The organism is Nonomuraea longicatena (assembly GCF_039525605.1).
GTDB classification, from domain to species: Bacteria; Actinomycetota; Actinomycetes; order Streptosporangiales; family Streptosporangiaceae; genus Nonomuraea; species Nonomuraea longicatena.
Window position 1 is genome coordinate 1 of the sequence record NZ_BAAAHQ010000035.1, and the last position, 21,239, is coordinate 21,239.

21 protein-coding genes are annotated in these 21,239 nt (G+C 71.3%); 8 read left to right on the forward strand and 13 right to left on the reverse strand.

The window, feature by feature from the left end; translation table 11 throughout:
- Window positions 1–161: 161 nt before the first annotated feature.
- Together ABD120_RS27555 and ABD120_RS27560 are read left to right on the forward strand one after the other, a co-directional pair.
- Window positions 162–692 carry a hypothetical protein gene (locus tag ABD120_RS27555; protein ID WP_343953020.1) on the forward strand — a complete coding sequence of 177 codons (531 nt, stop codon included), beginning with the start codon at window positions 162–164 and terminating at the stop codon, window positions 690–692.
- A 75-nt stretch (window positions 693–767) separates the two neighbouring features.
- A complete protein-coding gene (locus tag ABD120_RS27560) occupies window positions 768–1,475 on the forward strand; it encodes a TetR/AcrR family transcriptional regulator (RefSeq protein WP_343953021.1) in 708 nt (235 codons plus the stop codon).
- 179 nt (window positions 1,476–1,654) lie between these two features.
- Here ABD120_RS27560 and ABD120_RS27565 read toward each other — a convergent pair whose 3' ends face one another.
- The 6 genes from ABD120_RS27565 to ABD120_RS27590 all read right to left on the reverse strand — a co-directional run bounded on the left by ABD120_RS27565 (window position 1,655) and on the right by ABD120_RS27590 (window position 7,463).
- Window positions 1,655–3,403: a DEAD/DEAH box helicase gene (locus ABD120_RS27565; protein ID WP_343953022.1), complete on the reverse strand. Its 1,749-nt coding sequence runs from the start codon at window positions 3,401–3,403 to the stop codon at window positions 1,655–1,657.
- Between the two features lie 178 nt (window positions 3,404–3,581).
- Window positions 3,582–4,232 carry a hypothetical protein gene (locus ABD120_RS27570; protein ID WP_343953024.1) on the reverse strand — a complete coding sequence of 217 codons (651 nt, stop codon included), beginning with the start codon at window positions 4,230–4,232 and terminating at the stop codon, window positions 3,582–3,584.
- Between the two features lie 100 nt (window positions 4,233–4,332).
- The gene (locus ABD120_RS27575; protein WP_343953025.1) at window positions 4,333–5,745 is read right to left on the reverse strand and encodes an MFS transporter; all 1,413 of its coding nucleotides are present in this window, start codon (window positions 5,743–5,745) and stop codon (window positions 4,333–4,335) included.
- Between the two features lie 9 nt (window positions 5,746–5,754).
- Window positions 5,755–6,660 carry a zinc metalloprotease gene (locus ABD120_RS27580; protein WP_343953026.1) on the reverse strand — a complete coding sequence of 302 codons (906 nt, stop codon included), beginning with the start codon at window positions 6,658–6,660 and terminating at the stop codon, window positions 5,755–5,757.
- A 78-nt stretch (window positions 6,661–6,738) separates the two neighbouring features.
- Complete coding sequence (locus ABD120_RS27585; RefSeq protein WP_343953027.1) at window positions 6,739–6,996, reverse strand: DUF3039 domain-containing protein; 258 nt, start codon at window positions 6,994–6,996, stop codon at window positions 6,739–6,741.
- Window positions 6,993–7,463: a hypothetical protein gene (locus tag ABD120_RS27590; protein ID WP_343953028.1), complete on the reverse strand. Its 471-nt coding sequence runs from the start codon at window positions 7,461–7,463 to the stop codon at window positions 6,993–6,995. The genes ABD120_RS27585 and ABD120_RS27590 overlap by 4 nt, the downstream gene beginning before the upstream one ends.
- Before the next feature lie 54 nt (window positions 7,464–7,517).
- Between ABD120_RS27590 and ABD120_RS27595 the strand changes: the two genes are divergently transcribed.
- Window positions 7,518–8,930: a cellulase family glycosylhydrolase gene (locus ABD120_RS27595; RefSeq protein ID WP_343953029.1), complete on the forward strand. Its 1,413-nt coding sequence runs from the start codon at window positions 7,518–7,520 to the stop codon at window positions 8,928–8,930.
- A gap of 164 nt (window positions 8,931–9,094) precedes the next feature.
- Here ABD120_RS27595 and ABD120_RS27600 read toward each other — a convergent pair whose 3' ends face one another.
- Window positions 9,095–10,678 (reverse strand): MFS transporter, encoded by a 1,584-nt coding sequence (locus tag ABD120_RS27600; RefSeq protein WP_343953030.1) that lies wholly within the window; start codon window positions 10,676–10,678, stop codon window positions 9,095–9,097.
- Between the two features lie 157 nt (window positions 10,679–10,835).
- Here ABD120_RS27600 and ABD120_RS27605 point away from each other — a divergent pair, with 157 nt between their 5' ends.
- Complete coding sequence (locus ABD120_RS27605; protein WP_343953031.1) at window positions 10,836–11,444, forward strand: TetR family transcriptional regulator; 609 nt, start codon at window positions 10,836–10,838, stop codon at window positions 11,442–11,444.
- Here the strand turns inward: ABD120_RS27605 and ABD120_RS27610 are convergent.
- Window positions 11,441–12,019, reverse strand: a complete 579-nt coding sequence (locus ABD120_RS27610; protein WP_343953032.1) for a YqgE/AlgH family protein — start codon at window positions 12,017–12,019, stop codon at window positions 11,441–11,443. The two genes, ABD120_RS27605 and ABD120_RS27610, sit on opposite strands and share 4 nt — an antisense overlap.
- Before the next feature lie 112 nt (window positions 12,020–12,131).
- On the opposite strand from ABD120_RS27610, the gene ABD120_RS27615 reads away from it, so the two are divergent.
- Window positions 12,132–12,932: a hypothetical protein gene (locus tag ABD120_RS27615; protein WP_343953033.1), complete on the forward strand. Its 801-nt coding sequence runs from the start codon at window positions 12,132–12,134 to the stop codon at window positions 12,930–12,932.
- A 1-nt stretch (window position 12,933) separates the two neighbouring features.
- Here the strand turns inward: ABD120_RS27615 and ABD120_RS27620 are convergent, their stop codons facing one another.
- Both ABD120_RS27620 and ABD120_RS27625 read right to left on the reverse strand, forming a co-directional pair.
- Window positions 12,934–13,893: an SCO7460 family lipoprotein gene (locus ABD120_RS27620; protein ID WP_343953034.1), complete on the reverse strand. Its 960-nt coding sequence runs from the start codon at window positions 13,891–13,893 to the stop codon at window positions 12,934–12,936.
- Window positions 13,894–14,175: 282 nt separating this feature from the next.
- Window positions 14,176–15,585, reverse strand: coding sequence for an NAD-dependent malic enzyme (locus ABD120_RS27625; RefSeq protein WP_343953035.1), 1,410 nt, complete (start codon window positions 15,583–15,585; stop codon window positions 14,176–14,178).
- A gap of 174 nt (window positions 15,586–15,759) precedes the next feature.
- Here ABD120_RS27625 and ABD120_RS27630 point away from each other — a divergent pair, with 174 nt between their 5' ends.
- On the forward strand, window positions 15,760–16,902 hold the full coding sequence (locus ABD120_RS27630; RefSeq protein WP_343953036.1) for a phosphatidylinositol-specific phospholipase C1-like protein: 1,143 nt from the start codon (window positions 15,760–15,762) through the stop codon (window positions 16,900–16,902).
- Here ABD120_RS27630 and ABD120_RS27635 read toward each other — a convergent pair.
- Genes ABD120_RS27635 through ABD120_RS27645 form a run of 3 tightly spaced genes read right to left on the reverse strand, consistent with a single transcriptional unit; the run spans window position 16,877 to window position 18,999 of the window.
- Window positions 16,877–17,506, reverse strand: a complete 630-nt coding sequence (locus ABD120_RS27635) for a cytidylate kinase-like family protein (RefSeq protein ID WP_343953037.1) — start codon at window positions 17,504–17,506, stop codon at window positions 16,877–16,879. The two genes, ABD120_RS27630 and ABD120_RS27635, sit on opposite strands and share 26 nt — an antisense overlap.
- Before the next feature lie 28 nt (window positions 17,507–17,534).
- Window positions 17,535–18,464: a tetratricopeptide repeat protein gene (locus tag ABD120_RS27640; RefSeq protein WP_343953038.1), complete on the reverse strand. Its 930-nt coding sequence runs from the start codon at window positions 18,462–18,464 to the stop codon at window positions 17,535–17,537.
- Window positions 18,448–18,999 (reverse strand): MarR family winged helix-turn-helix transcriptional regulator, encoded by a 552-nt coding sequence (locus ABD120_RS27645; RefSeq protein WP_343953039.1) that lies wholly within the window; start codon window positions 18,997–18,999, stop codon window positions 18,448–18,450. Before ABD120_RS27645 ends, ABD120_RS27640 begins: the two co-directional genes overlap by 17 nt.
- 219 nt (window positions 19,000–19,218) lie before the next feature.
- Here ABD120_RS27645 and ABD120_RS27650 point away from each other — a divergent pair, with 219 nt between their 5' ends.
- Entirely contained in the window at window positions 19,219–20,529 is a 1,311-nt protein-coding gene (locus tag ABD120_RS27650; protein WP_343953040.1) for a hypothetical protein, read from the forward strand.
- A gap of 28 nt (window positions 20,530–20,557) precedes the next feature.
- Window positions 20,558–21,208: a DUF4230 domain-containing protein gene (locus ABD120_RS27655; protein ID WP_343953041.1), complete on the forward strand. Its 651-nt coding sequence runs from the start codon at window positions 20,558–20,560 to the stop codon at window positions 21,206–21,208.
- The last annotated feature ends 31 nt before the right edge of the window (window positions 21,209–21,239 follow it).

Consider the following 21,239-nt stretch of genomic DNA (forward strand, 5'->3'; position numbering starts at 1 on the left):
GAGCTCTACCAGATCATCACCACGAACGATCATGAACTCGCGGCTTGACATCGATAGGAGCATCCGGATCGCGACGGGTCGGCTGATGTCCAAGACGCGGGCACACAAGGTGTGCACACTGTTACGGAGAGTCATATCGTCTCCGTCGTGTGAGGTCCCCCATGCTCGCCCAAACTCTCGGCCTGGCCTGGCTGCTGCTCGCCCCACTCAGCCTCTGGCTGCTCGTACGCGGGCGCAACCCGGCCAGGCTCGGCGCGGTCCTCACACTGGCGGCGCTGGAGACGGCCACGATCCTGGCGACGCCGTCCGGCGGGCGGGCGCATCCGGCGGCGGCGCAGGCGGTCCCCGAGCGCGCCCACTGCGCCCCCTACAGCCCGAAGCCCACGGCGGCCCGCCTGGTCGGCCGCCGCGACCTGCGGCTGACGTGGCCCGCGTCGGCGTCCGAGTGCGACACAGCCAAGGTCCTGCTGCGGACGAGCGGGCGCAAGCTGCGCGTGTGGCTGCACGAGGGCCCGCTGAAGAAGCACCGCAAGGGCCTGCTCACCCTGCCGGTCCACGTCACGAACGGCACGGCCTCCCTGAGCGTCCCCCTGCCCCGGCCCCGCGACTACCGCCCGTACGACGGCCACACCGACCACCGCATCCCCACGGCGCCCGGCACCGCCCATCGGCACCGGGCCCAGAAGTCCTGACACCCATCCGCCGGAAACTGCACACCGGTGCAGTGCACTTCGAGCGCGTGAAGCCGGGGCGATAGGGTGGTGACGGTGACGACACTGCCGCCGGACCCCGAGGACCTGACCGCACGCGCCCGCATCAGGGACGCCGCGCTACGGCACTTCGGCGAGCACGGCTTCGAGCGCACCACCATCAGGGGCATCGCCGAGACGGCGGGTGTGTCCTCGGGCCTGGTCCGCCACCACTTCGGCTCCAAGGAGGCGCTGCGCGAAGAGTGCGACGCCTACCTGGTCAAGACGATCCGCAAGATCAACGATCAGGCCAAGGCCGCCGACGTGACCGCCCTCGACGTCAACTACGTCGCCCTCAGCCGGGCCACCCTCGGCGCCTACCAGCCATACCTCGTGAGGGCGCTGGTCGAAGGCCGGGCGGCGGCCGTCTTCGACGGCATGGTGGAGATGAGCGAGCACTGGGTGGCCGAGGCCGACCGCGACCGCGCCGCCCCCCCCTTCGCCGACCGCAGGGCCCGCGCCGCCGTCGGGGTGGCGATGGCGCTGGCCATCCCGATCCTCCACCGCCACCTGTCGCGGGCCATGGGAGTGGACGTCATGAGCCCCGAGGGCGACGACCTGCTCGCCAGGGCGCTCCTCGACATCCGGTCGCATCCGGTTCTCAGCCCCGAGCAGGCCGCCGCCGCCCGCGACGCCCTCGACGCGCGCCGGGACGCCCCTGCCTCCCACGAGCGGGTGAGGGCGCTGAGTGACCACGGCGGCAAGAAGACCGAAGCCGACCGCTGAGTCGGTGTCGGCGGCGGGGCCGGTCAGGCGTACGACCCCGACCGGCCGAGAGGAGCCGAGCAGCCCGCCGGGCCGTCAGGACGGTGAGCGGGTTCGGCGCAACAGCCGACCCGGACCGCCACCGACGCCTTCAGCGGCGATCCGGCGGAAGATCCGACCCGGACCGCCACCGGTGGCCCTCAGCGGCGATGGGTCGCCCACTGGCGGATCTTGTCGATGCGGTCCTGGATCTGCTCGCTCGTCGCCTGGGCGATGGGCGGGCCGCCGCAGGCGCGGCGCAACTCGGAGTGGATCATCCCGTGGGGCTGGCCGGTGCGGTGGTTCCAGGCGCCGACGAGGCCGTTGAGCTCACGCCGGAGTTCGGCCATGCGCTCGTGGGGCGACACCTCGGGCGGCGCGGCCGCCGCCTTGGTGCGCTTGGCCGCCTGCTGGTCGGACTGGCGCTTGCGGAGCAGGGTGGCCACCTGGTCGGGTTCGAGCAGACCGGGCAGTCCGAGGAAGTCCTCCTCCTCGGCCGAGCCGACCTCGGCTCCGGTGCCGAACTCACCGCCGTCGAACAGCACCCGGTCGAAGGTCGCGTTCGTGTGCATCGTCTCGAACGGGAGCTCGTCCCCGAGTACGTCGGGGTTGTCCTTCTGGCGGTTGGCGTCCTGGAGGAGGCTGTCGTCGAGGCCGTCCTCCGGCGGGCGGCGGTTGAGGACGTGGTCGCGCTCGACCTCCATCTCGTTGGCCAGCCCCATGAGCGTGGGCACCGACGGCAGGAAGACGGAGGCGGTCTCGCCGCGCTTGCGGGCACGGACGAACCGGCCGACGGCCTGGGCGAAGAACAGCGGCGTCGAGGTGGAGGTGGCGTAGACGCCGACGCACAGGCGCGGGATGTCGACGCCTTCCGAGACCATGCGGACGGCGACCAGCCAGCGGTCCTGTGAGCCGGCGAACTGCTTGATCTTCTTGGAGGCGCCCGGGTCGTCGGAGAGCACGACGGTGGCGCCCTCGCCGCTGATGTTGCGCAGGTGGCGGGCGTAGGCGCGGGCGGCCTCGTGGTCGGTGGCGATGACCAGCCCGCCCGCGTCGGGGACGCCTCTGCGGACCTCGGTGAGGCGCCGGTCGGCGGCCTGCATGACCTGGCGGATCCAGTCGCCCTTGGGATCGAGCGCGGCCCGCCACGCCTGCGAGAGCTGGTCCTTGGTGAGCGGGGTGCCGAGGGTGGCGACGATCTCGTCGCCGGCGCGGGTGCGCCACTTCATCTCGCCGGAGTAGGCGAGGAAGATGACCGGGCGCACGACGTTGTCGGCGAGGGCGGGGCCGTAGCCGTAGGAGTAGTCGGAGACGCTGCGCTGGAAGCCCTCGGCGTCCTCGCTGTATTCGACGAAGGGGATCGGGCTGTCGTCGGACCGGAACGGCGTGCCGGTGAGCTGGAGGCGGCGGGTCGCGGGCTCGAACGCCTCGCGGATGCCGTCGCCCCACGACTTGGCGTCGCCCGCGTGGTGCACCTCGTCGAAGATGACCAGCGTCTTGCGCGCCTCTGTGCGGGCGCGGTGCAGGGCCGGGTGCATGGCGACCTGGGCGTAGGTGACGGCGACGCCGAGGTAGTCGCGCGAGGTGGTGCCCTGGCTGTTCTTGAACTCCGGGTCGATGCTGATGCCCACCCGGCTGGCGGCGTCGGCCCACTGGCGCTTGAGGTGCTCGGTGGGGGTGACGATGGTGATCGCCCGGATGACGCCGTTGGCCAGCAGTTCGCTGGCGATACGCAGGGCGTAGGTGGTCTTGCCCGCGCCGGGGGTGGCGACGGTGAGGAAGTCGCGCGGTTCGCGCCGGAAGTAGAGGTCGAACGCCTCCTGCTGCCAGGCGCGCAGCTTGGGCGCGGTGCCCCATGCCGCCCGATCCGGGTAGGAGGGGGAAAGATGGGAGGCGGCGAACGTGCTCAACGGTCGCCTCCCGCCGCCGAGCGCGTGCCGGTCAGCTCCCTCACGCCATCACTCCCGGGGCTCGTGTGCTTCGCTCTTTCCACAGTGGCCCAAGAGTAATCGGCGTCACCGACAAGACGTGCCGTGCACGCGGGATCCTGGCCAACCGGCTCCTTGCGTGCTATGGGCGTCACGCGGCTTATCGCACGCTCGCCAGGACCGCGTCCACCGCCGACGTACTGGCGTTATCCGCAGGCTGGGCCAGCCCGACGAGCAGGATGTGCCGTTCGCTGCGAGTGAGAAGTGTCACGCGCAGGTGAGCCGGGCGGTTGACCACGTCGCGGTACTCCGCGCGGAAGGCCCGGGTGTGACCGCCGGGCACGGCCCGGTCGTCGACGAGCGCGACCCGGTCGCCCTTCAGAAGCAGCCGGGAGTACAGGTCGGCGGCGTCGGCCGCCGCCTTCTTCGGCGGGGCCGTGACGCCGGTGACCCTGCGGGCCATGACGAGGGCGGACTCACCGCGCCTGACGACCGAGGTGAAACCCGTGACCGGCGGTACGGTGCCCTCGCTCCACCCCACGGGCAGCGGGATCGTCACCCCGGCCAGGCCGTCCACCAGTCGCCCGTCGCGCGGTTCCGGCGTCACCAGGTCGGCGGCCAGCGCGACGACGCCCACGGCGAGCAGGGCGGCGAGCAGGAGCGCCAGGAGCACGCCCGCCCTCTTGGCCAGGGACCGGCTCACGCCCCGAGGCGGCCCCTTGGGGACCGTGGGCGCGCCGTAGAAGCGCGCGGACGGCGGCAGGGACTCCCAGGTGTCCTGTCCGCCCGTACGCCGAGGGTGCTCATCCACCGTGACACCTCCTCGCCGCTGTCCTATCACTCCTCGGCCCGCTCATCCCCTGATCTGTTGTGCCCGTTACGCACGGGACGGAAATCGTCTCCCGGTGAAGTCACGCCTCCCGCGTACGGCCCGCCAGGACCACGGAGGCCAGCGCGACGCACGCCATCATCGAGGCGATGACGAGGAACCCGGTGGCGACCTGCGACGCGCTCGCGTACCCGATCACGTTGGAGACCGCGCCCGCGATGCCGATCGCGAGGGCGGAGCCGAGCATGTCGGTCACCGAGAGCGAGGCCGAGTTGGCGCCCTGCTCCTCGACGGGCGACTGCTTGAGCGCGGTGACGCTGACCGTGGTCATGGCCAGGCCCATGCCCAGGCCCGCGACGATCCAGGCGGGCGCGGCGATCCAGCCGGAGACACCGGGCACCACGGACAGCAGGGTGACCAGCACGCCGGCGCTCACGCAGGCGCCGCCGAAGCGCATACGGCGGTGGGGCTCGCTCTCGCGCCTGCTCTGCAGGTAGGAGCCGAAGGACCAGCCGAGCGCCCCGGCGGTGAGCGCGAGGCCGGCGCTGGTGGTGTCGAAGTCCTTCACGTCGCTGAGGGCGCGCGGGATGTTGGCGTTGACGCCGAAGAAGGCGGCGGAGTAGAGCCCGCGCATCATGACGGTCGTCGGCAGCCCCCGGCGGAAGCGCAGGGCGCCGGGGGGAAGCAGGCGGTGCAGGCCGAAGCCGAGCATGGCGAGCGCGGCGACCGTGGCGAGGGTGCCCTCCAGCGGCCGGGCGGCGCTGCCCTCGGTGCCGAAGAGCAGTTCGACGCCGAACAGCAGCAGCCCGGCGCCGCCCGCCGCGAGGGTGGCGGCGACGGTCATCGGGCCGGGCCGGGAGCGGGGGCCGGTGCTGGGCTCGACGTCCACGCTCACGGGCCGGGTCAGCACCGGGACCAGCATGATCAGGGCGGGGACGACGATCGGGATGATCCCCCAGAAGACCCACTGCCATCCGGCGTGGTCGGCGACCAGTCCGGCGATCGCGGGGCCGACCATGGCGGGCACGACCCAGGCGGCCGACAGCGCCGCGAAGACCTTGGGCCTGACCTCGGCCGGGTACACCCTGGCGATCACGACGTAGAGGGCCACCATCGCGGCTCCGGCGCCGAGGCCCTGAACCCCTCTGGAGATCACGAACACCGCTCCGGAGGTGGCGGCGCCCGCCAGGCCCATGCCGATCACGAACAGGACCACACCGGCGACGAACGGCACCCGGTAGCCGCGCCGGTCGGACCACAGCCCGGCGACCACGTTGGCGAACAGGCTGGCGATGAGGAAGGCGGAGAAGCTGATGCCGTACAGACGTTCGGCGTCGAGCACCTTGGAGACCTCGGGCATGACGACGCCGACGGACATTCCCTCGAAGGCGATGAGGGTCACGACCATCAGGATGCCGATGGTCGCGGTACGGTGATCGGCCCCGAAGATGCGGGGGGATTGGTATGGAGTGCCGAGAGTCTTCGGTGCTGTCACCAGACCATGTTAAACGGCTGTTTTCATACGGTATGCGGCCCACATCTCATGCATGCGCTCGGCCTGCCCCTGCGTGAACTCGCTCATGCACCGGTCGTGGGAGTAGTCCATGAAGTTGTGCACCGGGTCGAGCCCGCCGCGCGGGCAGGTGTCCTTGCCCACCGGGCACGCCTCGGTCGGCGAGCCCTGCGGCGGGGTGTCCGCGACGCCGTCGCCCGGTTCCTCGCAGCCGTTCTCGAAGGTGTGGAACAGGCCGAGCCAGTGGCCGATCTCGTGGACGCCGGTGAAGCCCCGGTCGAAGTCGCGCAGCGTCCCTCCGGGCAGGGTGCGCCAGTCGATGACGACGCCGTCGAGCCGGGGGCTGCCCGAGTACCAGAAGGGGTAGGTGGAGAAGCCCAGCACGAGCTCGCTGAGCTGGCCGATGTAGAGGTTGAGCGTGCGGGCGTCGCCGCGCCGCAGCCGGGTTTTCATGATCGACTCGTGGGCCAGCGGGTCGGCGAACCATTGGGTGTTGGCGACGGGCGTGATGCCGTCGAGCCGGAAGCGCACGCCGGTGTCGACGCCGCCGTGCTTTCCGCCGTAGGCGGCGTTGAGGATGGCGATCTGGGCCCTGACGGAGGCGTCAGGGACGCTCTTGGTGCCGTCGGTGAGCACGTGGACCCAGGTCGGCACGGTGATCCGACTGGGCGCCGGCGCGCCGCCCCGCTGGTCGGCGAGGTCGGAGAGCACCTCGCTGACCTCTCCCGGGCCGGGCGGGCGCGGTTCACGCCGGCCGGGCGCGGCCCCGGCGGTCCTGGCGCACGAGAGGCCGGACGCGGTGACGGCGCCCTCGGCGCCTACGGTGATTGCGGATGGTCGCGCGGGCCCGGCTGCGAGCAGGCACACCAGAGCGACGGCGGTCGCACGCCGGGCCATGCATTCCCCCGATACGGCATGGGCTGGTCGGATACCCCGACCGTAGCCCTACCGGGGGCGATCACCCGTGATCAACACTCACTGCTTGTCGTCGCCCTCGCCGCCACCGGACGGCAGCCCCTCGTAGATCTCCTTGCACTCGGGGCAGACCGGGTACTTCTTCGGGTCACGACTGGGGACCCAGATCTTGCCGCAGAGGGCGCGGATCGGCGTGCCGGTCACCATGCTCTCGGTGATCTTGTGCTTGTCGGCATAGTGCGAGAACCGCTCGTGATCGCCGTCGCCGTGCGACGTGCGAGGCGTGGTCTCCTGCTCGGGAAGGATCTTCGTGCTCACCCTCTCGAGTCTATGCCCGCACGCGAGCGGTCCCCTTCCCGGCGGCGGGGAAGGGCGGCCAGCCCCGCCGTCCACCCCAGTGCCGCTCCCCACAGCAGGCCGGCGACGAGCCCGCCCGCGAGCAGCAGCCCGTACGTTCCCGGTCCCGCCTCGGCGCTGTGGGCCGGCAACGCCGAGCGGGGCAGGTTGGCCAGCGCGGCCCCGAGCGCGAAGGCGCCCCAGGTGGTCCAGAACCCGCGCCGGGTGCTCGCGACCACGGCCACCAGGACCAGCCCGGCGAGAAGTTCCGTGAGCGCTCCGAGGGTTCCGGGCAGGGCGGAGCCGCCGGGCAGCCCGTACGGCAACCCGACCGCCGACGGAACGGCCAGGTGGCCGACCCGGGTCACGAGCGCGGCGCCGTACAGCCAGAAGCCCGCGACGATCAGGACGGTGACGATCGCGGGCAGACTATTGCGACCAAAGCTCATGTTCGGCAGGCTAGCGGGCGCCCAGAACCCCACGAAAGCCCGGGAGTTCCACGAATGAAGCGCGCCCGGCTGATCGCGGCGGCCACCGCTCTCGCCGTCGCGGCCGCAGGCGGCGCCGCGGCGGCCGGCCGGGCCGCCCCCGCGCCCACCGCCAGGTATGTGACCGACGACTCCGGCAGGGCGCTGGTCCTGCACGGCTTCAACACCGCGAGCAGCGCCAAGAGCACCCCGGACGGCCTGCCCGAACTGACCGAGGCCGACGTCGAGCGGGAGTACCGGGACATGGGCACCAACTTCGTCCGCTTCCTGCTCCAGTGGCGCGCGGTCGAGCCTTCCCCCGGCACCTACGACACGAAATATCTGGACAAGGTGGCGGAGCGGGTGGCCTGGTACGGCAAACGCGGCTACCACGTCATGCTCGACATGCACCAGGACCTGTGGGGCGACGGCATCACCCCCGATCGCAGCGCGGGCAACGGCGCCCCCGCCTGGGCCACCCACCTGGACGGCCTGCCGGTCGCCACCGGCCAGCCCACCTGGGAGCTGTACTACCTGCAGCCCGGCGTCATCCGCGCCTTCGACCACTTCTGGAACACCACCGGCGAACACCCCGAACTGATGGACCGGTACGCCAAGGCGTGGCGCGCGGTCGCCGCCCGCTTCAGGGACGACCCGGCGGTGCTCGGCTACGACCTGATGAACGAGCCGTGGGGCGGCTCGGTGCAGGGCGCCGCCTTCGAGACCGGCCCGCTGGCCGACCTCTACCGCACGGCCATCGCCGAGATCCGCGCGGTGGACGCGGACAACTGGATCTTCCTCGAACCGCAGGCCGTCGGCGTCAACTGGGGGCTGCCGTCGGCGCTGCCGCACTTCGCCGACCCGCGTGGCGGACCGCCGCGCATCGCCTTCGCGCCGCACCTGTACCCGCTCCCCCTGGACCTCGGCGAGGACTACACGGCGGGCTCGAAGGAGTGGACCGACCGCACGCTCGGCTGGTGGCGCGACAACGTCCTGCGGACGGCCGAGCGGATGCGGGCGCCGGTGCTGCTGGGCGAATTCGGCCTGGACATGACCCGGCCGGGGGCATCCGACCTGGTGGGACGGGTGCTCGACCTGACGGACGAGACGGGGATGGGCCGGGCGTACTGGTCGCGCGACCCCGGGGCGTGGGGGCCCTACGACGAGAAGGGGAAGGCCGGGCCGCTGGTCGGCGTGTACGACCGGCCGTACCCGCGCGCGGTCGGCGGGGTTCCGCTGCGCGTCTCCCACGACGCCGCGAGCCGGACGCTGCGGGTGGTCTTCGACGCGAACGAGACCGGCCCGACCGAGATCTATTTGCCCAGGTCGGGCTTCCCACGCGGCGGGCGGGCCTCGCTCGGCGAGGCGCACTGGGACGAACGGCGCCGGGTCCTCACGGTGAGGACACCCCCGTCCGGCCGCGTGGACCTGCTCGTCACCCCGGCCTGAACCACTACCGGCCCGAACCGGCGGTCACCCCGGCCCGGACGACCACGCCGCCTCCCACTTCCGGACCGAGCCGGTCGTCACCCGGCCTGAACGACGCGGCCCGAACCACAGGAACGGCCCCCCGTCTGACGAGCAGACGGGGGGCCGTTCCTGACGCGGGGGGGTCAGCCGATGTGGACCGGCTCGCCCTCGACCTTGCGGCCGGAGCGGACGAGCAGCGCCAGCGCCGCGGTGATGAGCGCCACGATCGTGCTGACGGTGAACGCGGTGTTCATGCCGTCCATGAACGACAGCCGCACGGCGTTGGACAGCGCGTCGACGACCTGCTGCTGCAGGCCCTGGGTGAGCTCGGGTGGGACGGTGCCGAACGCGGCCGCCTTCTCCAGCCCCTCAAGGGCCGGCGCCGGCATGGCCTGGCCGACCGGGCCGAGGTAGCCGCCCAGCTTGTCGGAGATCGTGCCCGCCATGACGGCGCCCAGGATCGCGGTGCCGAGGGCGCCGCCGACCTGCATCGCCGACTGCTGGATGCCGCCTGCGGCGCCGCTGAGCTCCATGGGCGCGTTGCCCACGATGATCTCCGTGGCGCCGACGAACACCGGCGACATGCCGAAGGCCAGCAGCAGGAACGGCAGGCCGGTCTCCACGAAGGAGGCGTCCATCCCGATCCGCGACATGAGGAACATCGCGAGCGCGGTGATCAGCAGACCCGCCGACATGGTGATCTTCGGGCCGAGCTTGCCGAGGGCGACGGCGGCCAGCGGCGAGGCGACGATCATGCCCGCGCTCATCGGCAGCATCCGCAGACCGGCCTCCAGCGGGTCGAGTCCGTGGACGCCCTGGAAGAAGAAGCCCAGGAAGAACATGGCGCCGAACATCGCGAAGGCCACCATCATCATCAGGACGGTGCCGATGGAGATGGACGGGTTGCGGAAGAGCGACAGCGGAACCAGCGGGTCCTTCGCCCGGCCCTGCCACCAGATGAAGGCGGCGGCCAGCACCACGAAGACCGCGGCCCAGATCAGGGTCAGCGAGTCGGTCCAGCCCCACTCCGGAGCCTTGATGATCGTCCAGACGAGGGCGAACATCATGCCGGACAGCAGCACCACACCCGGCCAGTCGATCTTCGAAAGCACCCCGGCGCGGTTCTCCTTGAGGACCATGATGCCCACGACCAGCGCGACGACGCCGACGGGCACATTGATCCAGAACACCGACTGCCAGTTGACCTTCTCGACCAGCAGCCCGCCGAGGATCGGGCCCGCGGCGCTGGACAGACCGATGATCGCACCCCAGGCGCCCATGGCCTGGGCCAGCCTCTCCTTGGGGAAGGCCGAGCGCAGCAGCGCGAGGGCGGCGGGCTGGAGCAGCGCGCCGAACAGTCCCTGGAGGACGCGGAAGATGATCAGCGAGGTGACCGAGTCGCTCAGCGCGATGGCCGCCGAGCTCAGCGCGAAGCCCACGACACCGACGAGGAAGACCCTCCGGTGGCCGTAGATGTCACCCAGCTTGCCGGCGGTGATGAGGAACACCGCGAGCGCCAGCAGGTAGCCGTTGGTCACCCACTGCATGTCGGAGAGGGTCGCCTTGAGCTCTGCTCCCATTTTCGGAGCAGCGACGCCCATCACGGTGCCGTCGAGCATCACCATGATGACGCCGAGGCTGACCGCGAGGAGCGTCAGCCATGGATTGCCGACGCTCGCGCCCCCTTCCGACGATGGCGGTGAGCCCACCGTCTTCGTGTTCGCCATACCTGTCCCCCTCACTGCTTGCCGCCCCATCCAGGGCATGCGTCTCTAAAGCCTCAGACAACTTATGTCATACTATGACACATGACAAAGGGTTTTTAATCGACACCCCCTGACTAATGTCAGTGTGTGACACGGCGGTAGCGAGGGAGTGAAGTCTGTGGGACTGCGCGAGCTCAAGAAGGAGAAGACGCGCAACGCGCTGCTCGACGCGGCGCTGGATCTGTTCCTCGAACAAGGGTACGACGCCACCACGATCGAGCAGATAGCGGGGGTGGTGGACGTCTCCCCACGTACGTTCTTCCGCTACTTCCCCAGCAAGGACGACATCCCGCTCCACTTCCACGATCAGGGAGAGGAGACGATGATGCAGGTCCTCACGAGCCGACCGGAGGACGAGCCTCCGTTCACCTCGATGGCGCTCGCGGTGCGGGCGGTGATTCAGGACATGTCCGCCTCAACGGAGGAGGAGCGGGGAAGGTTCCTGAAAATCCGGCGGCTGCTCGAACTGAATCCGGCCCTCGTCGGCAAGTCCGCCGCCCGGGGTGCGGCCACGGAGCGGGTCTTCGCCAAGGAGATCGCCCGCAGGCGCGGCACCGACGTGCTCACCGACCAGGTCGCACACCTCGTCGTGGTCTTCGCCGTGTCGACCATGCGGGTCGGCTTCGAGTGCCCGACGCCGGAGGGCGACCTCGCGAGCATCACCGACCGCATGGAGGCGGCGGTCACCCTCACGGAGAACGCGCTGCGCCCCGGCTGGGACCTCTAGTTCATCGTCGGGTCGTCAGGGCACGTCGCGACGAAGGCCAACTCGCCCGGCTGACGGCGCAGCACCCGGCGCCACAGCGAGCCGGGGTCGTCGTGGAAGGTGTCGCCCGCCTCCGAGTCGACGACGTACCAGTGGCCGTCGGAGATCTCCCCTTCGAGCTGGCCGGCGCTCCATCCGGCATACCCGGCGAAGATGCGCATCTGCGCGATCTCGCCCTGGAGAATCTCGGGCGGCGCGTCGAGGTCGACCGTGCCCAGCCGTGAGACCGACGGCGTGCCCTTGTGCAGGCGCCGCCAGCCCAGCGGCTCCTCGCCGCTGGGCACCGCGGCCAGCGCCAGAGCGCTGTCGGTCTGCACGGGCCCGCCCTCGAACAGCACCGACGGCCCCGTCACCAGGCCCTCCCACACCGGCAGCACCTGGGTGACCGTGACGTCGCTCGGCCGGTTGAGCACCACGCCCAGGGTGCCGCCGTCGACGTCGTGCTCCAGGATCAGCACCACGCTGCGCCGGAAGTTCGGGTCGGCCAGCGCCGGTGTCGCCACGAGCAGTCCGCCGACGTAGATCGCCTCCGCCATGCCTCCATCATGAGGGAGGAGTGGCCCATCTCGCTCCCCCGGGTTACTGATGTTACTGATGGTGACACATTGGGCACTGTAGGTAGCAAAGATCACCATGCTGGGGGAAGCAATGGCCGTTGGCACCCGCCTCATCATCGCAGCACTGGCGGCGCCACTGGGAATCGCCGTCCTCGCGCCCGCCGCCGCCCAGAGCGCCTCCGCCTGGCCCGGCGGCCAGAGCGACCCGTTCACGGTGGACGCTGGCAAGGTCAGCTGCGGCGACGGCGGGCGGGTGTTCGTCAAGCTCAGGAGCCAGCGACGCGAGGTCGTGCGCTACTCCCTGACCAGCGACGACAGGACCCTGGCCGACGGCAGCATCAGCCCGCGCAGAACCGTCAGAGAGTCGCTGCGCGTCCCCAGGGGCGAGCGCCTCAACATCGAGGCGTACTCCATCGTGGAGGGCGAGGAGGACACCCTCGTCGACAGCGCCACCATCGACAACCCGTGCGGGCGGCAGGGCTGGCGCGGCAGCGGCCTGGGCTTCGACCGCTGGGGCGACAACGGCTGGGGCGACAACGGGCGGGACAACGGCTGGGGCAACGGCTGGGGTGACAACGGGCGGGGCAACGGCTGGGGTGATCGCGACGGCTGGGGTGACGGTGGCGACGAAGGCTGGGGCGACAAGGGCTGGGGCGAGGACGGCGACAACGACTGCGACAACGGCTGGGACGACGACTGCGGCGGCCGGGGCTGGGGCCGCGAGCGCGACGACCTGCCCTTCACCGGACCGCCCGCCGACCTGATGGGCAAACTCGCGACAGCCGGCGGGCTGGTGCTCACCGGCGGCCTGGTCTGGTGGTACGGCAGCATCTGGCCGCGCCAGAGCTACTCCCCGCCGCCCGCGCCCCGCCGCCGCGAGGATCCGTCCTAGGTCACCCCGAACCGGGCAGCCGCAGTACGCCCTGGGGATCCCTGATGTCGGTGACGATCTGCGGGGTGCCCTGGAGCGCGCCCTCCCTGTCCACCGTCATGGCCAGCGCCCGATCCCCCTGGCAGTTCTTCTGGGCGGGCTCGCAGAACAGCACGTAGCCCGCCAGCCGGTCCACCGTGCCGGGCGCCAGCCGCCAGATGCCCACCACGTGCGCGGCCGCCGCGTTCGGCCGGTTGGCCAGCAGCCAGGCGCTCGCCGTCGCCTTCACCTTCCTCTCGAACTCCTGCCGCTCGGCGAACGGCCGCACCACCCGGGCCGAGACGACCGGCGGCGCCGTACGGTCGGCCCGCTGGGCGTAGGAGGCGACCACGTGGGCCCGCCCCGCCAGCGCGGCCAGGCGCTTGCCGTCGGTCACCCGGAGCAGCGTCGGCAGTCGGGCGTCCGTCGCGGGCAGCCCGGCCACGACCTCGGGGACGGCGAAGCTCACCGACAGCGCCCGCTCGTCGGGCAGGCAACCGCCGATCGTCGTGAGAAGCGGTTTGATCGTCTCGTTGGTGGGCGCGCCCTCGACCCAGACCTCGCTCAGCGGCCAGTCGGCCGCCACGAGCGGATGCCCGCACGAGCGGAACCCGTCGGCCAGGCGCCGCCAGGTGTCACCGTGCGTCTTGGCGCGGGCCACGGCCGCCGTCAACTGCTCACCGCAGGGCTTGCGCCGGCAGGTGCCCTTCTCGGCGTCGACCCGCAGCCGCACGGCGGTGTCGGGGTCGCCCTTCAGCGCGAACGTCACCTCGGAGCCGCTGTCCTCCAGAAGCAGGTTGCGGACTTCGACGACGGTCAACTGGCCGGGGAAGTGTTCGTTCGCGAGCCGTTCGGCCGTCTGCCTGTCGTCCGAGGTGCCCACCACGGAACATCCGGCCAGCACCAACACGGCCGACATCCCGAGTCCCGCCAACCAGCGCATGGTCGCCTCCCTGATCGTCGCGCCCCGCAGGGGGTTCTCCCGTCCCCGGGATCCGGCCGACGGGACGTCGTCGGGCGGGGCGGGGTCGCGGCCGGGTGGCGCCCTCGGGGCCGCCGGCCGGAGTGCGGCGGGAGGCGGTGGGGGCGGCCGGCCGTGACGGACGGGGTGGAACCCGCCGTGAGGCGGGTGAGCGCCACGGCTGGGCCGTGGCGCTCTCGAACGGACACCTAGGACACATCGGACCTAGGACACACGATGGAGGGCTGTGTGTCCAGTGCCGGATCAGGCCTCTGTGAAGCCTCGCGCGCGACCGCCCGCCGACTCGCGCACGGCGGCGGCCACCGCCGTCGCCACGTCGGGGTGGAAGACGCTCGGGATGATGTAGTTGGGGCCGAGTTCCTCCGGTGTCACCACCGCGGCCAGCGCACCCGCCGCCGCCAGCAGCATCTCCTGGGTCACCCCCGCCGCCTGCGCGTCGAGCAGGCCGCGGAAGACGCCCGGGAAGGCCAGCACGTTGTTGATCTGGTTCGGGTAGTCGGAGCGCCCCGTCGCCACCACGGCCGCGTGCTCGCGGGCGTCGTCGGGCGAGACCTCGGGCTCGGGGTTGGCCAGCGCGAACACGACCGCGTCCGAGGCCATCGTGGCGATGTCGTCGCCGGTGAGGATGCCGGGGGCCGAGACGCCCACGAAGACGTCGGCGTCCTTGACCGCGCCGCGCAGGTCGCCCGCGTAGCCGTCGGCGTTGGTGTGCTCGGCGATCCACCGCAGCGACTCGTCGAGGTCGTCGCGGCCGCTGTGGACGGCGCCCAGGTAGTCGCAGACCACCACGTTGCGCGCGCCCGCCGCCAGCAGCAGCCGGAGTACGGCGGTGCCCGCCGCGCCCGCCCCCGCCATGGTGATCTTCACGTCCTCGATGTTCTTGCCGACCACCCGCAGCGCGTTGGTGAGCGCGGCCAGCACGCAGATGGCGGTGCCGTGCTGGTCGTCGTGGAAGACCGGGATGTCGAGCAGTTCGCGCAGCCTGCGCTCGACCTCGAAGCAGCGCGGCGCCGAGATGTCCTCCAGGTTGATGCCGCCGAAGCCGGGGGCGATCACCTGCACCGTGCGGACGATCTCGTCGACGTCCTGCGTGTCGAGGCAGATCGGCCAGGCGTCGATGCCCGCGAAGCGCTTGAACAGCGCCGCCTTGCCCTCCATGACCGGCAGCGCGGCCTCGGGGCCGATGTTGCCGAGCCCGAGGACGGCCGAACCGTCGGTGACGACCGCGACCGTGTTGCGCTTGATGGTCAGGCGCCTGGCGTCCTCCTTGTTGCGCGCGATCGCCATGGAGACGCGGGCCACGCCCGGCGTGTAGGCCATGGACAGCTCGTCGCGGTTGCGGAGCGGCACCTTGGAGCTCATCTCGATCTTGCCGCCGAGGTGCATGAGGAAGGTGCGGTCGGACACCTTGTGGATGACCACGCCCTCGACGGCCTCAAGCTGGTCGACGATGGCCTGGGCATGGTCGGTGTCGCGGGCGGCGCAGGTGACGTCGATGCGGAGCTTCTCGTGACCGGCGTTGGTGACGTCGAGGGCGGTGACCACCCCTCCCGCCGACTCTACGGCGTGGGTGAGGAGGCTGACGGCCTTGCCGCCAGCGGGCACCTCCAACCGCACGGTGATGGAGTACGACACACTCGGGACGGTCGCCACGTCTTCCGCTCCTTCAGGCCTGACCAAGAGTGCCTTCCATGGTGCCACCTCCGGAGAGTGAACGGTCCCTCCGCGAGGTCGCGCGCATTGTTCAGCACAAGTCAGGAAATGCTGGTACTTGGGGTTCGTCTTTCCCACTAGCGTCACCCCGCACCACCTGCACGAAGGAGACACATGCGCACCGCCGTCCTGCTCGCCTCCGCCGGACTCGCCTTACTCACGGCAGCCGCCCCCGCCACCGCGTCCGAAGCGGGCCTGCGCATCAACCACGTCCAGACCATCGCCACCCACAACAGCTACCACCTTGAGGTCACCGACGAGGAGAAGGACGTCCAGCGCAGGACCGACCGCAACTGGTGGAACCTGCAGTACTCGCACACCGCGATCCCCAACCAGTTCGCCACCCAGCGCGTGCGCGGCATCGAACTCGACGTCTTCCCCGACCCCCAGGGCGGCCTGTACACCAAGCCGCTCGTGCGCCGCGACGCCGGACTGCCCGACCTGACCGACCCCGACCTCGCCAAGCCCGGCTTCAAGGTGCTGCACTGGGGCGACCACGACTACGGCACCAACTGCTCGGCGCTGGTCACGTGCCTGCGCCAGGTCAAGCAGTGGTCGGACGCCAACCCCGGCCACGTGCCGATCACCGTCCTGACCGAGCTCAAGCGCACCGACCCGGCCAAGGAGGCCGTCGGCGGCGCCAAGAGCCCGCCCTGGAACACCGCGCTGCTCGACGCGCTCGACGCGGAGATCCGCTCGGTCTTCCCCGAAGAACGGCTGATCACGCCGGACACCGTACGCAGGGAGGGGCTGACGCTGGAGGAGTCGGTGCTCCAGCACGGCTGGCCGCGCCTCGACCGCTCGCGCGGCAAGGTGATGTTCTTCATGGACAACCTGGACCGCGCGCTCCAGGCCCACTACCTGGCCGGACGGCCCAGCCTGGAAGGCCGGGTGATGTTCACCAACTCCCGGCCCGGCCGCGACGACGCCGCCTTCATCGGCTGGAACGACCCGCAGAACGGCAACACCGCCCAGATCCAGGACTTCGTCCGCAAGGGCTACTACGTCAGGACCCGCTCCGACGTGCCCTTCGTCGAGGCCCGCTCCGGCGACACCACCCGGCTGCGCGCCGCACTCGACAGCGGCGCCCAGATGATCAGCACGGACTTCCCGATCGTCGGCCTGGCCGCCCGCAACGGCACCGACTACGTCGCCGAACTGCCCGACGGCAAGATCGCGCGATGCAACCCGGTCAGCGCCCCGCGCCGCTGCGACGAACGCCGTCTGGAGGTCAGTTCAGCGCCTCGGCAGCGGTGACGACCAGCTCGACGCACACCGGTACCGGGATCGTGGTGCTGTCGAGCACCAGGTGGTAGAGACAGGCGTCGGCCGGATCCGCACGGTAGAAGTGCCGCACGTACGCCGTGCGGGCCCGGTCGTTGTCCTCGATGACGCGGCGCGCCTCCTTCTCCGAGACGCCCGCGAGGGTGGCCGTCTGCCGAACCCTGCGCTCCAGCGGGGCGTCCAGGCGCACGTGCAGCGCTCCCGGATGCTCACGCAGCACCAGCACCCCCGCCCGCCCCAGGAACACACCGCCCTGGAGGCGGGCGGTCTCCTTCAGCGCGCGCTCGGTCCTTCGGACGAACTCCTCCGGAGGCAGCGGCAGCGCCCCCGGAACGTACATGTCCACCCCGCCGAAGGCGACCGTCGGCAGCCGGATCGCCCCGGAGAACAGCCTGCCGAGGCCGTGCTCGGCGCGGTCGTCGTGGGCCAGCGCCTCCTCCAGCGAGCAGCCGAGCTCCCGTGCCACGGCATTCGGGATGGCGCGGTCGACGAAGGGCACACCGAGTTGCTCGGCGGCGGCCGGTCCGATGAGGTGCCCGGCCGTGCCGTACGTCGCCGAAATCGTGACGACCCGCATACACCCAGGTTAGACCCGGGCCGGCGGGTCAGAACAGCGCGCTCGCCAGCGCCCGGCGCGCCTTGGCCAGCGACGGGTCCTCGGCCGGGAGCGCGTCGAACAGGCCGAGCAGGTGCTTGCGCACCCGGTCGCGGTCGTCGCCGGAGGTGCGCTTGACCGTGGCCACGAGCCGCGCGAACGCCTCGTCGACCTGACCGGCCAGCATCTCAAGGTCGGCCGACAGCAGTTGCGCCTCGATGTCGCCCGGGTCCTCGGCACGGCGCGCGATCTCGGCCGGGTCGGCCGAGATCGTGCGCTGGATGAGCCCGACGCCCGCGAGACCCATCCTGGCGTCCTCGTCGCCCGGCACCCGCGCCAGCAGCCGCTCGTAGGCGGCCTTCGCGCCGTCGAGGTCACCCTTGTCGATGGCCTCCTCGGCGGCGACCAGGTCGGGGTCGGCCGGGGGCCCTTCCGGCTCGTCGGCCGCCTCGGGCAGGTCGGGCCGCAGGTCGGGGTTGGCCTCGTAGAACTGCTCGACCGCGCCCATCAGCTCGTCGAGCCAGCGCCTGATCTCAGGTTCCGGCAGCACCTGCTGGAAGCCGGTGACCGCCTGGCCCTGGAAGATGGCCAGCACCGTCGGCACCGCCTGCACGCGCAGGGCCTGCGCGATCTGCGGGCTCACGTCGACGTTGACCCGGGCGAGCACGGCTCGGCCGCCCAGGGAGCCCACCACGTTCTCCAGCGCCGGGCTGAGCTGGGCGCTGCCGGGAGAGCGCGACGACCACAGGTCGAGGATCACCGGGACGGTCCGCGACCGCTCGACGACCTCGCTGTTGAAGGTGTCCTCGGTGACCTCGATCGGGGCGGCCGCGGCCTGCGGCCCCGTGGCACCCCTCCTCGCCTGCGCGTCCAGTGCCTGCTTGCGCGCGCCCAGGTCGACCGCTCCGTAGAGAGATCCGGGCCTAGAGAAGTCCGCCATGTTCCTCATCTTGCCGCATGCCGGAGACCGCGAAGTCACCCGCGGCCACCCTCAGCGTTCGCAGTTGGCCGAACATGGCGGTCAGTTCGGCTTCGCCGTACATGTCCATGCCGAATTCGGCGGCCATCAGGTCGGCCGTCGCCCGCCCCACCGTCCGCCGCCCCGCCTCGGTGATCTCGGCGAGCACACCGCGCCCGTCACGGGGGTTGGGCAGCCGGGTGACGAACCCGGAGCGCTCCAGCCGGTCGACCGTGTTGGTGACGCTCGTCGGATGGACCATGAGCCGCTCGCCGATCTTCGACAGCGGCAGCGCGCCGGTTCTGCTGAAGGTCAACAGCACCAACGCCTCATACCTGGCGAAGGTCAAGTCGTACGGCTTCAGGAGCGAGTCAAGTTGCGACAGGAGGATCTGGTGCGCTCTCATGATCGAAGTGACGGCGGCCATGGCGGACGAGGGCCCGAAGTGAACACGCCAGCTCTCAGCGGCGCGCTCGATCGGATCGAACGGCAGGTTGAGGGACTTCGGCTGTGGCACAGCGCTACGTTAGCGCTGGTTCGCCGGAATCCGTAGCCGGGCCCGCGTCATCGCTTGACCAAGAACGCGGACGCCAATCATCACGCTCAGTTATGGTTCTCGCACGAAGGGTGACGGAGAAGCCAAGTCCGATCGGCCGTGGGGACGGCCTGGACACCGCGGACTCTCCGCCACCGAAGGGCACGGGGGGTGCTTTGATGAACGTCAACGGGGTTTCGGGTGCGTGAGCACGCGGGAGTGGCTCGCGAGGAGCTCAAGCAGGGCGCGGCGGTCACGGTGGCCGTCCTGCTCGCGCTGGGGTCGCTGGCGGCGTGGAGCGTGCTGATCCCCGGCGTCGACGCGTGGGAGAACATCGTCGTCGCCGTGATCGGCTCGCTGACGCTGACCGGACCTGTCGCCGCCGCGTTCGCCGCGTGGGTGGCGCTGCGCAAGCGGCGGGCGCTGCGCGGGCGGCCGCTGTCGGCCTGGCGGGCGCTGAAGCTGCCGCTGGCCATCGTGGCCGTGGTGCTCGGCTCGTTCACCGCCACGGTGCTGGTCCTCGCGGTCAAGACCCTGCTCACCGAGCAGGCCGGACGGCTCAGCGTGTCGGGGCTCGGCATGGGCATGGCGGGGCTCGCGCTCTACTCGGTCATCGGGTGGGTCGCCGGATGGCTGGTGCCGCACCCCGTCACCCCGCCCGTCGCCGGGCTCGGCTGCTACGCGGTCTTCACCTGGCTGGCCGAGGGCCGCACCTGGGCCGACCGGCTGGCGCCGGGCACGGGCGAGCCGTACGACCTGTTCCAGGGGCTCAACGGGGCGGCCTTCCTCGACCAGACGCTCTGGCTGCTCGGGGTCACCTGCGCGCTGCTGCTGGGCTGGACCGCCGTCGTCACCCGGCAGGCGCTGGTGCTGGCCTTCGCGCTGCTCGCCGTCATCGCCGCGGGCACCGGTGTCACCCGGCTGCTCACCGAGCCCAAGCCGGCCGCCGCGCAGGCCATCGCCTACAGCTGCCAGGAGTGGCCGATCACGGTGTGCGTCCACCCGGGCATGCGGGCGGGGCTCACCGAACTCGGCGCCACCTTCACCAAGATCGCCTCTCGGCTGTCCGGCACCCCCGCCGCCTTCACCCGGGTCGAGCAGCGTCCCGTCGACGAGTCGCTGCAGCACTCCGGCGGGCTCGCCCGGATCCACGTGCCCGACCTGTCCGCCGGATTCGCCGACGAGGCCGCCTACGAGTACATCGAGTCGCTGGCCACCCGCTGCGACGCCTCCCCCGCCTCCGGCTTCCGCGACATCGTGATGGCCTGGCTGCGCGGCGAGCCGCTGCCCGGGGGCCCGCTGCCCGAGCACCAGTACGCCGCCGCCTGGTTCTCCGGGCTGAGCGAGCCGCAGCGGCGCGAGTGGCTGCGCATGTTCTTCAACGAGTTCCAGAGCTGCAAGCTGTCGGGCGTGCACTTCGGGGGCGGCGACGCGGCCACGGCCATCCCGGTCTCGCCCACCCCCGTATATCCGGTATATCCGACGGGAATGTCACCCCAGAGCTGGCACTGATGATCGTCAGAAGGGTAGAAGTGCCCGCATGACGACAACTCCCGTGACACCCCGTCGCAGGTGGCGATATCTCGTCGGCGCCCTGGTGGCGGCCGCGCTGCTCGTCGCGGGCGCGCTGCTGGCCTGGAGCCGGCTCAACCCGGCGGGCGAACAGGTCATCGACCGCAGCGGGCCCGCGCTGCTGCGCTCCATCACCGACCTCAGCCGCTTCGAGGCGGCCACCGGCACCTTCCAGGTGGTCGTCGACCTGGAGAAGGACGCCAACTTCCTGCCCGACGCGGTCAAGGGCAGCCGCACGCTGTTCGTCGGAGCCGGCGGGGTGGACGCCTACGTCGACTTCTCCGCGCTGGCCAAGGACGCGGTGAGCGTGTCGGCCGACCGGCGCGAGGTGACCGTACGGCTGCCTCGGGCGCAGTTGGAGAAGCCCAACCTGGACAACCGGCGCTCGTACGTCTTCGCGCAGCAGCGCGGGCTCCTCGACCGGGTGCAGGACCTGCTGTCGGCCTCCCCCACCGACCAGCGCGAGCTGTACGTGCTGGCCGAGCAGAAGATCGCCGAGGCGGCCGGCGCCAGCGACCTGCGGACCCGGGCCGACACCAACACCCGGACGATGCTGGAGGGCCTGCTGCGCTCGCTCGGCTTCACCAAGGTGACGGTGAAGCACTCCGACGAGCCCTAGGCATGGCCCCGCCCCCGGGAGACCCGGAGAT

Excerpts from the sequence above, each read along its gene's own strand:
- ABD120_RS27555 (WP_343953020.1), top strand. The coding sequence starts at position 162 with ATGCTCGCCCAAACTCTCGGCCTGGCCTGGCTGCTGCTCGCCCCACTC.
- ABD120_RS27580 (WP_343953026.1), bottom strand. The coding sequence starts at position 6,660 with ATGGCCCGGCGTGCGACCGCCGTCGCTCTGGTGTGCCTGCTCGCAGCC.
- ABD120_RS27590 (WP_343953028.1), bottom strand. The coding sequence starts at position 7,463 with ATGAGCTTTGGTCGCAATAGTCTGCCCGCGATCGTCACCGTCCTGATC.
- ABD120_RS27595 (WP_343953029.1), top strand. The coding sequence starts at position 7,518 with ATGAAGCGCGCCCGGCTGATCGCGGCGGCCACCGCTCTCGCCGTCGCG.
- ABD120_RS27600 (WP_343953030.1), bottom strand. The coding sequence starts at position 10,678 with ATGGCGAACACGAAGACGGTGGGCTCACCGCCATCGTCGGAAGGGGGC.
- ABD120_RS27610 (WP_343953032.1), bottom strand. The coding sequence starts at position 12,019 with ATGGCGGAGGCGATCTACGTCGGCGGACTGCTCGTGGCGACACCGGCG.
- ABD120_RS27615 (WP_343953033.1), top strand. The coding sequence starts at position 12,132 with ATGGCCGTTGGCACCCGCCTCATCATCGCAGCACTGGCGGCGCCACTG.
- ABD120_RS27620 (WP_343953034.1), bottom strand. The coding sequence starts at position 13,893 with ATGCGCTGGTTGGCGGGACTCGGGATGTCGGCCGTGTTGGTGCTGGCC.
- ABD120_RS27630 (WP_343953036.1), top strand. The coding sequence starts at position 15,760 with ATGCGCACCGCCGTCCTGCTCGCCTCCGCCGGACTCGCCTTACTCACG.
- ABD120_RS27635 (WP_343953037.1), bottom strand. The coding sequence starts at position 17,506 with ATGCGGGTCGTCACGATTTCGGCGACGTACGGCACGGCCGGGCACCTC.
- ABD120_RS27640 (WP_343953038.1), bottom strand. The coding sequence starts at position 18,464 with ATGGCGGACTTCTCTAGGCCCGGATCTCTCTACGGAGCGGTCGACCTG.
- ABD120_RS27655 (WP_343953041.1), top strand. The coding sequence starts at position 20,558 with ATGACGACAACTCCCGTGACACCCCGTCGCAGGTGGCGATATCTCGTC.